The 14,588-nt window shown below is 65.2% G+C and carries 11 protein-coding genes and 3 pseudogenes; 10 read left to right on the top strand and 4 right to left on the bottom strand.

The window, feature by feature from the left end; all coding sequences use genetic code 11:
- The first annotated feature begins 698 nt into the window (after nt 1-698).
- From NHF48_RS15340 to NHF48_RS15305, 8 genes and pseudogenes are all read left to right on the top strand, one after another.
- Nucleotides 699-1,598, top strand: a complete 900-nt coding sequence (locus tag NHF48_RS15340; RefSeq protein ID WP_253071581.1) for a heme o synthase — start codon at nt 699-701, stop codon at nt 1,596-1,598.
- Nucleotides 1,595-1,744, top strand: coding sequence for a hypothetical protein (locus tag NHF48_RS15335; protein ID WP_253071580.1), 150 nt, complete (start codon nt 1,595-1,597; stop codon nt 1,742-1,744). Before NHF48_RS15340 ends, NHF48_RS15335 begins: the two co-directional genes overlap by 4 nt.
- Nucleotides 1,744-2,295 carry a cytochrome c oxidase assembly protein gene (locus tag NHF48_RS15330; protein WP_192238610.1) on the top strand — a complete coding sequence of 184 codons (552 nt, stop codon included), beginning with the start codon at nt 1,744-1,746 and terminating at the stop codon, nt 2,293-2,295. Before NHF48_RS15335 ends, NHF48_RS15330 begins: the two co-directional genes overlap by 1 nt.
- Before the next feature lie 30 nt (nt 2,296-2,325).
- Nucleotides 2,326-3,252: a cytochrome c oxidase subunit 3 gene (locus tag NHF48_RS15325; RefSeq protein ID WP_253071579.1), complete on the top strand. Its 927-nt coding sequence runs from the start codon at nt 2,326-2,328 to the stop codon at nt 3,250-3,252.
- A 283-nt stretch (nt 3,253-3,535) separates the two neighbouring features.
- Entirely contained in the window at nt 3,536-3,907 is a 372-nt protein-coding gene (locus tag NHF48_RS15320; RefSeq protein WP_253072451.1) for a DUF983 domain-containing protein, read from the top strand.
- A 62-nt stretch (nt 3,908-3,969) separates the two neighbouring features.
- A pseudogene (locus NHF48_RS15315) lies at nt 3,970-4,531 on the top strand (SURF1 family cytochrome oxidase biogenesis protein).
- Nucleotides 4,532-4,663: 132 nt separating this feature from the next.
- A pseudogene (gene thrC / locus NHF48_RS15310) lies at nt 4,664-6,062 on the top strand (threonine synthase).
- Entirely contained in the window at nt 6,059-6,928 is an 870-nt protein-coding gene (locus NHF48_RS15305; RefSeq protein WP_253071578.1) for a class I SAM-dependent methyltransferase, read from the top strand. Before thrC ends, NHF48_RS15305 begins: the two are co-directional and overlap by 4 nt.
- Nucleotides 6,929-7,249: 321 nt before the next feature.
- On the opposite strand, the pseudogene NHF48_RS15300 reads toward NHF48_RS15305, so the two are convergent.
- Together NHF48_RS15300 and NHF48_RS15295 are read right to left on the bottom strand one after the other, a co-directional pair.
- Nucleotides 7,250-8,203: pseudogene (locus NHF48_RS15300) on the bottom strand (agmatine deiminase family protein); the annotation flags it as partial.
- Between the two features lie 19 nt (nt 8,204-8,222).
- Nucleotides 8,223-9,854 (bottom strand): M28 family peptidase, encoded by a 1,632-nt coding sequence (locus tag NHF48_RS15295; protein ID WP_253071577.1) that lies wholly within the window; start codon nt 9,852-9,854, stop codon nt 8,223-8,225.
- A 178-nt stretch (nt 9,855-10,032) separates the two neighbouring features.
- Here NHF48_RS15295 and NHF48_RS15290 point away from each other — a divergent pair, with 178 nt between their 5' ends.
- Nucleotides 10,033-11,976, top strand: coding sequence for an alpha/beta hydrolase family protein (locus tag NHF48_RS15290; protein ID WP_263816903.1), 1,944 nt, complete (start codon nt 10,033-10,035; stop codon nt 11,974-11,976).
- 62 nt (nt 11,977-12,038) lie between these two features.
- Here NHF48_RS15290 and rpsD read toward each other — a convergent pair whose 3' ends face one another.
- On the bottom strand, nt 12,039-12,653 hold the full coding sequence (gene rpsD / locus NHF48_RS15285) for a 30S ribosomal protein S4 (protein ID WP_056487297.1): 615 nt from the start codon (nt 12,651-12,653) through the stop codon (nt 12,039-12,041).
- A gap of 246 nt (nt 12,654-12,899) precedes the next feature.
- On the opposite strand from rpsD, the gene NHF48_RS15280 reads away from it, so the two are divergent.
- Complete coding sequence (locus NHF48_RS15280) at nt 12,900-13,199, top strand: chorismate mutase (RefSeq protein ID WP_253071575.1); 300 nt, start codon at nt 12,900-12,902, stop codon at nt 13,197-13,199.
- A gap of 97 nt (nt 13,200-13,296) precedes the next feature.
- On the opposite strand, the gene NHF48_RS15275 is transcribed toward NHF48_RS15280, so the two are convergent.
- Nucleotides 13,297-14,466, bottom strand: a complete 1,170-nt coding sequence (locus NHF48_RS15275; RefSeq protein WP_253071574.1) for a TrmH family RNA methyltransferase — start codon at nt 14,464-14,466, stop codon at nt 13,297-13,299.
- Nucleotides 14,467-14,588 lie beyond the last annotated feature (122 nt).

The following is a 14,588-nucleotide window of genomic DNA, read 5'->3' as shown; positions in this document are numbered from 1 at the left end:
ACGGAGTCGGGCCGATCCCCCATATGTCCTGCATGCCTCGATGGTCATCACGCTGCCCGCCAATGCTCAATATTCGCTTTTCGGGGTAAGAGTATTGATCGATTCCGAACCGTCGACATCAATCGAACGCCAACTCATGTAGGATGCGTTCCGGCCCTTCACCCTACCCTGTCGGCCCTCGCCAATGGTGTATCCACCTGTCGCGCGAAGCGGCGTATGTACCGGCTTCGGGTCCAGCCCCGATTTCGACGGCGTGGTCCGTATCGGTTCAGAGGCGGGCGGCCCAGGTGCCGGCGGCGGCGACCACGCGACCGGCTCGGGCGGTGGTGGCGGGGACGGAGGTGCAGGCGGTGGAACCGCTTCAACCAGATGCGAAGAACGTCCTGCCCCGATACTGCATCCGGCCAAAACCAAGCTGACCGCGATTACCGCTCCTGTTCTTTTCATCACCCCACCCCCCGGCCGTACCGATCTAAGACTCAATACGCTCGAGGGATGTCATGACTTCGGCTGTTCTTCAACACTATGGCGAATAGTGGAACACCGGAGACTGATCAATTTTGGAGAACCCTGTTGTACTTCGTGTCATGCGAGGGACGACTGCTGACACCTCACCCCGAAGTCGGAAGATCCCGTTCCGCAGGCGGTCACGCACCGCTTTCCCCAATGCCTTCAACCGCGTATAGCGTACCCGAACCATGACTCCCGCCACCCCCCTTCTGCCACCGGCGCATTGGCGCGATTTCCTGGCGCTCACCAAGCCGCGCGTGATGACGCTCGTCGTCTTCACCGGGCTATGCGGCATGCTTGCCGCGCCAACCTCGGTGCATCCGGTGATCGGCTTCACCGCGATCCTCTGCATCGCGCTCGGCGCCGGGGCAGCGGGAGCACTCAACCAATGGTACGAGTCGGACATCGACGCGGTCATGCGTCGCACCCAGAAGCGCCCACTGCCCGATGGCCGGATGGACCGTCAGGCGGCACTCCATTTCGGCGTCGGGCTCGGCGCGTTCTCGGTGCTGTTCATGGGCGTCGCGGTGAACATCGTCGCCGCCGCGATCCTGACCGTCTCGATCCTGTTCTACGTCCTCGTCTACACCGTCTGGCTGAAGCGCCGCACGCCGCAGAACATCGTCATCGGTGGGGCAGCGGGCGCGTTCCCGCCACTGATTGGTTGGGCCGCCGCGACCGGTGACATCGCGCTGCTCCCCGTCCTGCTGTTCCTGTTCGTGTTCCTCTGGACGCCGCCGCATTTCTGGGCACTCGCGCTGTTCATGAAGAGCGATTACGCCGCCGCGGGCGTGCCGATGCTCCCGGTCGTGTCGGGCGAGCGCACCACGCGGACGCAGATCGGGCTCTACACGATCCCGATGGCGGCGGTCGCGATCCTGCCCTGGCCACTCGGGCTGACCGGGCCGATCTACGGCATCGCGGCCGTCCTGCTCACCGGCTGGTTCGCGCTGCTCTCCGTCCGCGTTGCGAAGCGCACCACGCATGCCGACGACCTGATGAAGCCGGAGAAGGCCTTGTTCAAATACTCGATCCTGTATCTGTTCGTGATGTTCGGCGCGCTGGTCGTCGACCGGTGGTTCGCATGAGCCTGCCCGATCCCATCCGCGAGGAAGATCTCATCCGCAGCCGCCAGCGCGGTCGAGCGCGCGTGATGGCCATCCTGCTCGGTGCGTTCGTCATTCTCGTCTTCGCGATCTCGATCGCCAAGATCCGCGCGGGGATGCCGCACTGATGGCCGGCTGGAAGGCCATGTCGCGTACCAATCGCACCGCGGCGCTCGCGGTGCTCTTCATCTGCTTCATGACCGGGCTCGCCTGGGCCAGCGTGCCGCTCTACCGGCTGTTCTGCGCGGCCACCGGGCTCAATGGCACTACCAACCGCGGGCTCGCAGCGCCCGGTGCGGTCGACCACAAGATCACCGTCGACTTCGACACGAACGTCAGCCCGAAACTCCCGTGGAAGTTCGTGCCCGAGAATCGCTCCGACACGATCGACGTCGGCGCGCGCGACATGGCGTTCTTCACCGCGACGAACACGTCGAACAAGCCGCTCACCGGCACCGCGACGTTCAACGTCCAGCCCGCGCAGGCCGGCAAGTATTTCACCAAGATCCAGTGTTTCTGCTTCACGCAGCAGACGCTCAAGCCCGGCGAGACCGCGCGGATGCCGGTGATCTTCTTCGTCGATCCGAAGATCCTGACCGACCCGGATGCGGCCGATATCCAGACGATCACGCTCAGCTATACGTTTTACCCGGTGGATTCTGCGAAAACAGCCAGCTAGAACGTCGCCAAAGAAAATAGGGGAGTACCGATGGCCGGCGCCAAGAACCATGATTACCACATCCTGCCGCCGAGCATCTGGCCGCTGGTCGGCTCGTTCTCGGCGCTGATCATGGCGGTCGGCGGCATCATGTGGATGCACGGCGGCCATATCGACAAGCCCAATGGCGGCGGCTGGATCTTCTTCATCGGCCTGACCGGGCTGCTCTTCACCTTCTACAGCTGGTGGGCGCAGGTCATCAAGGAAGCTCACGCGGGCGACCACACCCCCGTCGTCCAGCTCCATTTCCGCTATGGCATGATCCTGTTCATCGCCTCCGAAGTGATGTTCTTCGTCGGCTGGTTCTGGGCGTTCTTCGACTTCTCGCTGTTCCCGACCGCGATGACCTTCGCCGACGGCACGGTCACGCGGGCGGTCGAAGGCGGCGCGGCGATCGTCGCGCAGTGGCCGCCCAAGGGCCTGACGGTCATCAACCCGTTCGAACTGCCGCTGCTCAACACGCTGATCCTGCTGACGTCGGGCACCACCGTGACGTGGGCACATCATGCTTTGATCCACAACCAGCGCGGCGGCGAGAAGACCGGGCTGTGGGGCCTGATCGGCGTCGGCAACCGCGACGGCGTGCTCAAGGGCCTGTGGCTGACGGTAATCCTCGGCGTGCTGTTCAGCTCGATCCAGGCGTACGAGTATGCCCACGCACCATTCCCGTTCAAGGGGATCAACTACGGCGCGTCGTTCTTCATGGCGACGGGCTTCCACGGCTTCCACGTGCTGATCGGCACGATCTTCCTGATCGTCTGTCTGGTCCGCGCCTATCGCGGCGACTTCACCCCGCGCCAGCACTTCGGCTTCGAAGCGGCAGCGTGGTACTGGCATTTCGTCGACGTCGTGTGGCTGTTCCTGTTCGTCACCGTCTACGTCTGGGGCGGCTGGGGCGCCCCCGTCCACGGCGGTTGAGCTTTGCTAGTTTTGGGGTGAGCCACCACCCCGGCAGGCACCACCCCGGCGAAGGCCGGGGCCCAGTTGGCAAGGTCGCAGTAACGAAGCGCTGTCCTCGGTTAGAACCGTCCCCCCAACTGGGCCCCGGCCTCCGCCGGGGTGGCGTTTGCTGGTAAGGCACTGCTGCAAGTCGACGCTCGCACTCCAACCTTGTTCTCCCGCGAAGGCGGGAGCCCAGTCTGGATCCCCGCCTTCGCGGGGATACAAGGTATGGAGGAACTGACGGCGTGACCGAAGACCAATACCCCCCTCGCCACCGCCCCCACGATCGCGCAGGTCGCGCTCGAAGGCCTATGCCCCCCGTTGCGGCAAGCCCACGCTCTTCGCCAAATGGTCCAACTTCGCCGATCGCTGTCCGAACTGCGGGCTCGACTTCAGCAAGTTCAACGTCGGCGACGGCCCCGCCGCGTTCCTCACCCTGATCCTCGGCGCGCTTGTAGTCGCCCTCGCGATCACGCTCGAACTCAAAGTCCATCCGCCGCTCTGGCTGCACATGCTGATCTGGATCCCCTTCACCGCCGGCGGGGTCGTCCTATCGCTCCGAGCAGCCAAGGGCGCGCTCATGTCCGCCGAATACCGCAACGCAGCCCGCGAAGGCCGAATCGACCAGTGACCCGACCTGCACGACGCATCCCCGTGATCCCGACCATCCTCGTCACGCTCGCGATCGCGGCGATGATCGGCCTCAGCCTGTGGCAACTCCTCGACCGCCTCCCGAAAAAGGAGGCGTTCCTCGCCCAGCTCGCCGCCAACCCCGCCAAGCCGCCAATGGCTTTCCCGCGCATCCCCGACGAAACGCTGCTCTTCCGCCGCGCCTCGGGCCTCTGCCTCCAGCCGACCGCCATCAAGCTCGCCGGCGCCGGCAAATCCGGCTTCCGCGCAATCGCCGAGTGCCGCACCGGCGCGGAGGGGCCCCGGCATGATCGTCCAGCTCGGCACCACGCGCGATCCGATGGCCAAGATCGCGTGGACCGGCGGCGAAGTCTCCGGCTACATCAGCCACGCGCCCGACGGCCGTTCGCTGATCGGATCGCTGTTCGATCACACCCCGCAGCGCCTGATGCTTGTCGCGGACACCCCGCCGTCTAATATTACGGGGCCCGGCCTCAACCCCAACGGCAGGCCCGACATCGCGTCGGTGCCGAACAACCACCTCGCCTACGCCGGCCAATGGTTCTTCTTCGCCGCCATCGCCGCGATCATCTACACGCTCGCGCTGCGCCGCCGGCCACGCTAGCCGTTCTCCTGCGAACGCAGGAGCGCAGGGTACCGCGCGCATTCCTTCGTAACCCTGGATTCCTGCGTTCGCAGGAAAACGAGCGGTGCGGGCAGCTTGTCGCCTCCCCGCCCATTCGCTAACCGCTTGGCCATGCGTTACATCAGCACCCGCGGCTCGGCGCCCATCCTCGATTTCGAAGCGGCAACGCTCGCCGGTCTCGCCTCCGATGGCGGCCTCTACCTCCCCGACGCGTGGCCGACGATGACCCGCGACGAGATTGCCGCGCTCGCGGGGCTATCCTACGTCGACACCGCCGTCGCGGTGATGGCCCCGTTCGTCGGCGACGCGATGACGCGCGAGGAACTGAAGGCGCTCTGCGAACAGGCATACGGTCGCTTCTCGCACGCCGCAGTCGTTCCGCTCGTGCAGCTCGACCACGACCAGTGGCTGCTCGAGCTCTTCCACGGCCCGACGCTCGCGTTCAAGGACGTCGCGCTCCAGCTGCTTGGCCTCTTCTTCGAACGCTTCCTCGCCGGCACCGACAAGCGCCTGACGATCGTCGGCGCGACCAGCGGCGACACCGGCTCGGCGGCGATCGACGCGGTCGCGGGGCGCGAGGGGATCGACATCTTCATGCTCCACCCGGTCGGCCGCATCTCCGACGTCCAGCGCCGCCAGATGACCACGGTGCTGAGCCCCAACGTCTACAACATCGCGATCGAGGGCAGCTTCGACGATGCGCAGGCGCTCGTGAAGGCGATGTTCAACGACCGCGCCTTCTCGACCAAGTTCGCGCTGTCCGCGGTCAATTCTATCAACTGGGCCCGGCTGATGGCGCAGGTGGTGTATTTCTTCTACGCCGCCGTCCGCCTCGGCGCGCCCGATCGCGAGGTCGCGTTCGCGGTCCCGACTGGCAATTTCGGCGATGTCTTCGCCGGCTACGTTGCGGCGAAGATGGGGCTTCCCGTCGCCAAGCTGGTGGTCGCGACCAACGTCAACGACATCCTCCACCGCGCGCTCAGCACCGGCGACTATTCGAAGGGGGGTGCAGCAGACCCCGACCCCGTCGATGGACATCCAGGTCAGCTCGAACTTCGAACGCCTGTTGTTCGACCTCGGCGACCGCGATGGCGCAGCGCTGGCCGAACAGATGGCCGGCTTCGAATCCTCCGGGGCCATGCGCCTGACCAACGCACAGTCACAGGGCGCCTCGGCCCTCTTCCAGAGCGAACGCATCGACCTAGACGACATGACACTGGCGATGCGCTGGGCGCACGAGCACGCGGGCCAAGTGATCGACCCGCACACCGCGATCGGCCTAGCCGCAGCCCTGCGCACCGAAGTCCCCGTCGGCGTACCGATCGTGACCTTGGCCACCGCGCATCCGGCCAAGTTCGGCGACGCGGTCGAGCGTGCTACCGGCGTCCGTCCCTCGCTGCCCACCCGCGTTGGCGACCTGTTCGACCGCGAGGAGCGCTACGCCACGCTGCCTGCGACCTTCGAGGCGATCACCGCCTACATCACCGAGCGCGCGAAGCCGTCGGCATGAAGCTGGAAACCCTCATCGGCGAACCCTGGGCGGATTACGGCCTGATCGACTCAGGCCACGGCAAGAAGCTCGAACGCTATGGCCGTTTCCGCTTCATCCGTCCCGAGCCGCAGGCGATGTGGGCGCCCGCCTCGACCGACTGGCAGGCGCAGGGCGAATTCGTCCCCGGCTCGGACGAAGACGGCGGCGGCCGTTGGGAATTCTCCGAACCCGTCCCCCGCGAAGGCTGGACGCTCAAGTGGAACGAGGTGTCGTACACTGCGCAAACCACCCCGTTCCGCCACCTCGGCTTCTTCCCCGACATGGCGCCGGTGTGGAGCTGGATGCGCGAGCGCGTCGCGGGGCTCGATTCGCCCGAATGCATGAACCTGTTCGGCTATACCGGCGTCGGCACGCTAGCGATGGCGACCAAGGGCGTCCGCATGGTGCACGTCGATGCGTCGAAGAAGTCGGTCGAGGCGGCCAAGGCCAACGCGAAACTGTCGGGCATGGCCGATGCGCCGATCCGCTGGATGACCGACGACGCGGCGAAGTTCGTCGCGCGCGAGGTGCGGCGCGGGCGGCGATATGATGGGATCCTGCTCGATCCGCCGAAATACGGGCGTGGGCCGGAGGGCGAGGTCTGGCGGCTCGAAGAGGACCTTCCCAAACTCATCGCCGACTGCCGCAAGCTACTCGACGAGAACTCGCGGTTCCTGTTCCTGACGGTCTATGCGGTGCGGATGTCGGCGCTGGCGATCGGGGAGTTGCTGAATCAGGTGTTCGCGGATCTGCCGGGCAAGGTCGAAGCCGGCGAACTCGGCGTCCGCGAAGAAGCGCGGGGCCTGACCCTCCCCACAGCAATCTGGGCCCGCTGGAGCCGCTGAACCCGCTCTCATAGTACCACCCCGGCGAAGGCCGGGGCCCAATTGGAAAGGTTGGCGTAACGAAGGACGGTCCTCCGTTGGCTACGTCCCCCAATTGGGCCCCGGCCTTCGCCGGGGTGGTGATTGGTTTAGGGTACGGGACAAACACGGCACCCCCATACCGTTCGTGCCGAGTAGAGACCGAGTAGCCCCGCTTGGGTGTATCGAGGGCTCGTATCGAGGTACAGGTTCCGCGCGACAACCTGTCCTTCGATACGCCGTCTCGATACGCTCCTTACGGAGCTACTCGACGGCTACTCAGGACCAACGGCTGCAGGGGACCTACCCCGGAATCTGCTGCGAGATGCAGTGGAAGCTCCCGCCCCCCGTCAAAATATGGTCCGCACGCTGTCCTACAACATCACGGTCCGGAAACAGCGCCTGGATCGCCACCACCGCCGCCTGGTCGTTCTCGGCCCCGTACAACGGCACCACCACCGCGGCGTTGCCGATATAGAAGTTCATGTAGCTCGCCGGCACGACCTCCTCGTCGCGCAGCACGCGCCCCGGCGACGGGATCTTCACAACCTCCAGCCCCGCCGCCGCCGCATCGCGCGCGGCGTTCTGGTACACCTGCCAGTTCGGATCGTTGTCGGTCGCCTTGGGGATCGCCACGCGACCCTCACCGACGAACCGCGCGAGGTTGTCGACATGCCCATCGGTATGATCGTTGACCAGCCCGTCGCCCAGCCACACCACGCGAGTGTAGCCAAGATCCGACGCCAGCCGCGCCTCGATCTCCGCCTTGCTCAGCGACGGATTGCGGTTGCGGTTGAGCAGGCACTGCTGCGTCGTCACCATTGTCCCGGTACCATCGCCATCGATTGCGCCGCCCTCGAGCACCCAGTCGCACGCCTCGACCCGCTTGTGGCGGCTCTCCGCCAGCCGCTGCCCGATCGTATCATCGCCGGGCAAGTCGTACTTCCCGCCCCAGCCATTGAACCGGAAGTCCCGCGCGCTGCCATCGCCGACGATGATCGGGGCGGTATCACGCAGCCAGATATCGCCGAACGGCTCGACCACCACCTGCGCGAATGGCGCGAGCCGCTTGGCGGTGGTTGCCGAGCCGACGTCCGCCGCGACCAGGATCACCGTCTCGCCCCGACCCTCGGCGTGGACCGCCCTGGCAAACGCAACGACCTCGTCCCGCGCGGGCTCCAGATCCTCCAGCCACAGGTCCGCATGGCTCGGAAAGCCGATCCAGACGGCCTTGTGGTGCGCCCATTCGGCGGGGGGTAGAGACGGTCGTGGTCACTTACTTGGCTCCTGCGCGATCGCGGTCACGAATGCCGCGGAATTCGGCGGTCTTATACCAGTTCGGCCACAGACTGGTATCGTCCGCGAGCTTGCGCCCGAGCCCGTAATAGATCGTCAGGTCCTCGACCGCGCCCGACCAGTCCCACTTGGCGTCATATTCGTCCGCGGGCTTGTGATACCGGTGCGCGACATAATCCTCGCGCGCGGCATGTCCCGCCGCGGTGCCGCCAACGACAAGGTCCTCGCCGCTGCCGCCATCGAGCATCGGCACGCCCAGCTTGGCAAAACTGAAATGGTCGGAGCGGTAATAGCCGCCGCGTTCCGGGTTCGCCTCGACACCGATCACGCGGCCCTCCGCAGCAACGAACGGCTTCACCAGATCCTCGATCTCGGATTTCCCCGCGCCGGTCAGCACGAAGTCCTTCGAGCGGCCGTCGACGTTGAGCACGTCCATGTTCACCCCGCCGACGGTATGCGCGAGCGGATAGATCGGATGCTCGGCATAATAGCGCGACCCGAGCAGCCCGGACTCTTCCGCCGTCACCGCCAGGAACGCGATCGAGCGCTTGGCCGGCCCCGCCTTGACCTGAGCCTCGGCTAAGGCAACGAGCCCGGCGACCCCACTCGCGTTGTCCAAGGCGCCGTTGCAGATGTCATCGCCATCGACGGCGTCGCAGCGCCCGAGATGATCCCAGTGCGCCGAATACATCACATAATCGTTCGGCGCTGCCGTCCCCGGCAGCACGCCGATGACGTTCTTCGACGCCTGCCGTTTGATTGTGTTGTCGAACCCTCCACCGAACTTCAGCCCGAGCGGCACCGCCTTGAACCCCTTCACCTTCGCCGCCGCCGCCAACGTTGCGTAATCCTTGCCCGCACTCGCGAACACGCGCTCCGCCGCCGGCTTCTGCATCCAGCCGACGATCTGCGACTGGTCGAGATGATCGCCCTTCTCGTCCAGCTCGAGCTGCGGCCCGGTCCAGGACGACTGCACCACCGCCCACGGATACGCCGCCGGCTCGGTATCGTGGACGATGATCGCCGCCGCCGCGCCGTGCTTCGCCGCATTCTCGAACTTGTACGGCCAGCGCCCGTACCACGTCATCGCGCGGCCCTCGAACGGCCCCTCGCGCGACATCGTCTGCCAGTCCGCGTCGTTGATGAGGATGACCACGGTCTTCCCCTTCACGTCGGTGCCGGCATAATCGTCCCAGCCCTTCTCGGGCGCGGTGATGCCGTAGCCGACGAACACCACGTCGCTATTCGCCACCGCAGACTTGGGCGCCACGCGGTACGTCCCCGCAACCATGTCGGTGCGATAGGCAAGACTGACGGGCGCCTTGCCGCCGGTGAAGGTGAACGGCGCGACGTTGCCGGCGGTGATCTCCACCATCGGCACGTCCTGCGTCCAAGACCCCTTGTTGCCCGGCTTCAGCCCCGCCGCCTTCATCCGCTCGACGATGTACGCGACCGTCTTCGCCTCCGCAGGCGTAGTCGGCGCGCGGCCTTCATACGCGTCCGACGACAGCACCTGCGTGACGGTCTTCAACGTCTCCACCGAGATCGCAGGGGTGGTCTGCGCGGACGCGGCGGTCCCGAGCAGCAGCAAAGGCAAAATGGCAGCGCGCATCTACATATCCCCGTTAAGTCATACGCGTTTTGGCAGTGCGCCCGATACCGCGCAAGCGCCGCTGCTCTTGCCGTGCTGCCCGGCGTCGATAGGATACCCAAAGGGGACATTGGGGGAAACGGCGATGCGGTTACGATTTGCAATTCGTGCGAGTGCTGCCGTCTGCGTGGCATTTGGAATGCCGCCAGCGCAGGCAGCCCCCGACCCCGTCGGACCGACCGCAGCCGCCTTCGGCGCTCGTGAAGCCATCCGACAGATCAGCCTGTCGCCGGACGGCACGCACGTCGCGCTGGTCGTGCCCACGAACGGCCGCGGCGAAGCGCTTCAGATTGCCGATCTCGTCGCGGGCGGCAATCCGAGGACGATCCTGACCGCATCGGGAAACCCCGATCATCTCGCCGATTGCCATTGGTCGACCACGACCCGACTGGTCTGTCAGATGGTCACCGTAGCCGACGATGGCTACAACATACTGGGTTTCAGCCGCGCGATCGCGCTCGATAGCGACGGCGGCAAGATGAAGATATTGACCGCATCCGATAACGCCCGCGCGCTGGACGTCATGCAGGACGGCGGCACCGTGATCGACTGGACTGCCGACGGCGCGGCCGGATCGGTGCTGATGACGCGCAAGTTCGTACCCGAGGTCACGACCGGAACTCATCTGGCGAACGAGACCGACGGCCTGGGTGTGGAACGGATCGATACCGTCACGCTCGCCCGTCGAACGATCGAACAGCCGCGTGGCGGTGCGGTCGAATATATCAGCGATGGCCAAGGTGTCGTGCGGATCGTCGGAACGCGTGCCAAGACCGGTATCGGATACGATACCGCCACTATCAGCTATTCGTATCGAAAACCCGGCGACCGTGGTTGGCAACCACTCGGCCGCCTGACGATCGGCGGAGGTGGAGATACGGGCTTCAATCCCTATGCCGTCGATTCTCTCCTTAACGTCGCATATGGTTTCGACGATAAGGACGGCCGGACCGCACTCTATAAAATCGCGCTGGACGGCAGCTTGAAGCGCGAGGTCGTCCTTGCTCGAGCCGATGTCGACGTCGACCAGTTGATCAGGATCGGGCGACAGAAGCGCGTGGTCGGCGCGTCCTATGCTACCGATCGCCGCGAGACGGAGTTCTTCGACCCAGCGTTGCGCGCCCTCGCCGCGTCTCTGCGAAAGGCACTGCCGGGCCAGCCTCTGATCACGTTCGTCGACGCGAGCAGCGACGAAAGCAAGCTGCTGCTGTTCGCGGGCAGCGACGTCGATCCGGGTCGCTACTATCTGCTCGATCGGGCGACGCGAAAGATGGAGGAAGTGCTGCCTGCACGGCCGCAACTTGCAAAGACCACGCTCGCCAGCGTCAAGCCGGTTACCTTCCGTGCGGCCGATGGGACGATGATCCCCGGATACCTGACCTTACCCGCCGGCAGCACGGGGAAAGGATTGCCGGCGATCGTTATGCCACATGGCGGCCCCGGTGATCGGGACGAGTGGGGCTTCGACTGGCTATCGCAATTCTTTGCGGCGCGCGGGTTCGCGGTGCTGCAACCAAACTTCCGCGGATCGACGGGCTATGGATCGGCTTGGTTCAAGAAGAATGGCTTCCAGTCCTGGCGCACCGCGATCGGCGATGTCGACGATGCGGGCCGTTGGCTTGTATCGCAGGGCATCGCCACGCCGGACAAACTCGCGATCGTCGGCTGGTCGTATGGCGGCTATGCGGCACTGCAATCGTCGGTGGTGGATCCGGGTCTGTTCAAGGCGATCGTCGCGATCGCGCCGGTCACCGATCTCGACAGCCTTCGCGAAGAGTCGCGGAACTATAGCAACTTCAAGATGGTCGACGCCTTTATCGGGCAGGGCCCACACATTCGCGAAGGCTCGCCTGCGCGCAATGCCGACAAGATCAAGGTGCCGGTCCTGCTGTTCCACGGCGACAAGGACCGCAACGTCGGGATCGGTGAATCCCGGCTAATGGCGAGCCGGCTGAAATCGGTTGGGGGCAAGGTCGAGCTGGTCGAGTTCGCCGGACTGGATCACCAGCTCGACGACGTAAGTGCGCGGACGACCATGCTGACGAAAGCGGATGCATTCCTTCGGACGTCACTCGGCATGTAGCGCAACGAAAAAGGGCGGCCCCGCGGGACCGCCCTTTTCCTCGTATCGATAATACCGAAAGATCAGCGCGAGTAGAACTCGACGACCAGATTTGGCTCCATCTTGACGGGGTAAGGCACTTCGTCGAGCGTCGGAACGCGCGTGAAGGTGACCTTGGCCGCGCCGTCGGTGGCGACATAGTCGGGGATCTCACGCTCGGCGAGGCTCTGTGCTTCCATGACCAGCGCCATTTCCTGCGCCTTGGTGCCCAGCGTGATCTCGTCGCCGACGAAGCAGCGACGCGAGGCGATGTTGCACTTCACGCCGTTGACGCGGATGTGACCGTGCGAAACGATCTGGCGTGCCGCGAAGATCGTCGGCGCGAACTTGGCGCGGTAGACGATCATGTCGAGACGCTGCTCGAGCAGGCCGATCAGGTTCTGCGAGGTATCGCCCTTCAGACGCGCAGCCTCGTGGTAGCACGCACGGAACTGCTTCTCGGTCACGTCGCCGTAATAGCCCTTGAGCTTCTGCTTGGCGCGCAGCTGGATACCGAAGTCGCTGACCTTGCCCTTGCGGCGCTGGCCGTGCTGGCCCGGGCCGTATTCGCGCTTGTTGACGGGCGACTTGGGGCGACCCCAGATGTTCTCGCCCATACGGCGATCGAGTTTGTACTTCGCGCTTTGACGCTTCGACATAGTAAGTCCTTGGCAAATGCTAACAACGTGATCTGCCTTCCCGATCCGAAAACCGGTTCCCACGTTTGCGGGGAAGGCAGGATTTGTCCCGGTATCGCTCTGCTGGCTGTACGAGACAGGGCAGGGCCACCGCTTCACCGGGGTGCGGGGCCATTGCGAAGGCGGGCGCCTAGACGGGAGGGACGTCCGAGTCAAGCTCGGCGGTCGTGCTGGACAGGCTGCGAGCGTCTCGGCAAGAGGCGGCGCATGACCATACTATCCGGCCCAGACTGCACGACCATGACCGACGTCCGCGCGGGCGTCGACGCGCTCGACCGAGAGTTGGTCGCGTTGCTCGCCAAGCGGTTCGCGTACATGGACGCCGCCGCACGCATCAAGCCCGAGCGCGGGCATGTGCGGGACGAGGCACGGAAGACGCAGGTGATCGAGAATGCGCGCGCCGAGGCGGTGAGGCTCGGGGTGCCGGACGCGGTGGTTGCGGACCTATGGGAAGCGCTGGTCGAAGCGTCGATCGCCTATGAACTGGCGGCGTTCGACAAACGCTAGCCCCACCAAGAGTCCCCTGTCCCCGTCCCGACCCCACCCCCGTTCGTGCTGAGCGAAGTCGAAGCACCTTCGCTTGGGGCACACCCTTCGACTTCGCTCAGGGCGAACGGAAAGAGGGGCGAACGGAGGCGCTCAGTCGGGCTTCAAACCCGCGGCTTCTTCCCCCCAACGACGACAACACCCCGCGGAGAGTCCGGATTTCCTGGCTCGACCACCCCGGCTTGGTCAGCAGCGTGCGCAGCGTCCGCCGCGTCGACTGCATCTTGTCGGGCAGATGGAAGAATCCCGCCGCCATCAGCATCGCATCGAGCTGCCCGATCATCCCGTCGAGCTCCTCCTGCGGTGCGGGCGGCATGATCGGGTTGATCGACGGCTGCGACAACTCGCGCTCGGCGGTGAGCCCCTTCGACCATTCATAGGCGACCAGGATCACCGCCTGGGCGAGGTTGAGCGATCCGAACTCCGGATTGATCGGCACAGTGATGATCGTCCGCGCGACCGCCACGTCGTCGGTTTCGAGACCCGAGCGCTCGGGCCCGAACAGAATCGCGGAGCGGCCGGGGGCGGCGTGGATTTCTGTCGACGCCTGTTCGGGGGTGACGACGGGCTTGGTGACACCACGCTTGCGGACGGTGGTGGCGTACACCTGCGCGCAGTCGGCGGTAGCGGCGGCGACGCTGTCGTAGACCTTCGCGTTCTGGAGGACGATGTCGGCGCCGCTGGCGGCGGGGCCGGCGGAGGGGTTGGGCCAGCCGTCTCTCGGGGAGACGAGGCGCATTTCGGTGAGCCCGAAGTTGAGCATGGCCCGCGCGGCCTTGCCTATGTTCTCGCCGAGTTGGGGGCGGACGAGGATTATGACGGGGAGTGGGGTTGAGGCGCCGACCGTCGCTTCCTCGCCCATACCAGCCTGCTCGCTCTCCTCATCCCGTTCGTCCCGAGTAGAGGTCGAGCTTGTCGAAACCTCGTATCGAGGGACTGGTTCGGAATGCTCAGGCTTCCGCGCCGCCGCAGAGACCGCCGCCCAGTCGTCGCGGAACAGCGCTTCCTTCTTCTTCCGCGACCAGTCCTTTACCTGGAACTCGGCCGCCAGAGCTTCCTGCCGCGAAGGAAATTCCTGGCTCCACATCAGCGTCACCGGGCGTCGCGTCTGCGTGTAGCCCGCAATCTCGCCAAGGTTATGCTGGCCGATCCTCCGCTCAAGATCGTCGGTATGTCCGGTGTAATAACTGTCGTCGGCGCAGCGCACCACATAGGCCCAGAATGTCATGGGTGGGGCTTATCCCTCGATACGCCGTCTCGACAAGCTCGACGTCTACTCGGGACGAACGGAATGGGGGTGGCGGGCCTTATTTTGCAATGGAATGTGAGGGGCACGGATGTGCCGATGAG

This window comes from Sphingomonas sp. H160509, assembly GCF_024124765.2.
Lineage (GTDB): Bacteria > Pseudomonadota > Alphaproteobacteria > Sphingomonadales > Sphingomonadaceae > Sphingomonas.
Note: the sequence above shows the minus strand (reverse complement) of the source record. Positions and strands in the feature narration are given on the sequence as shown.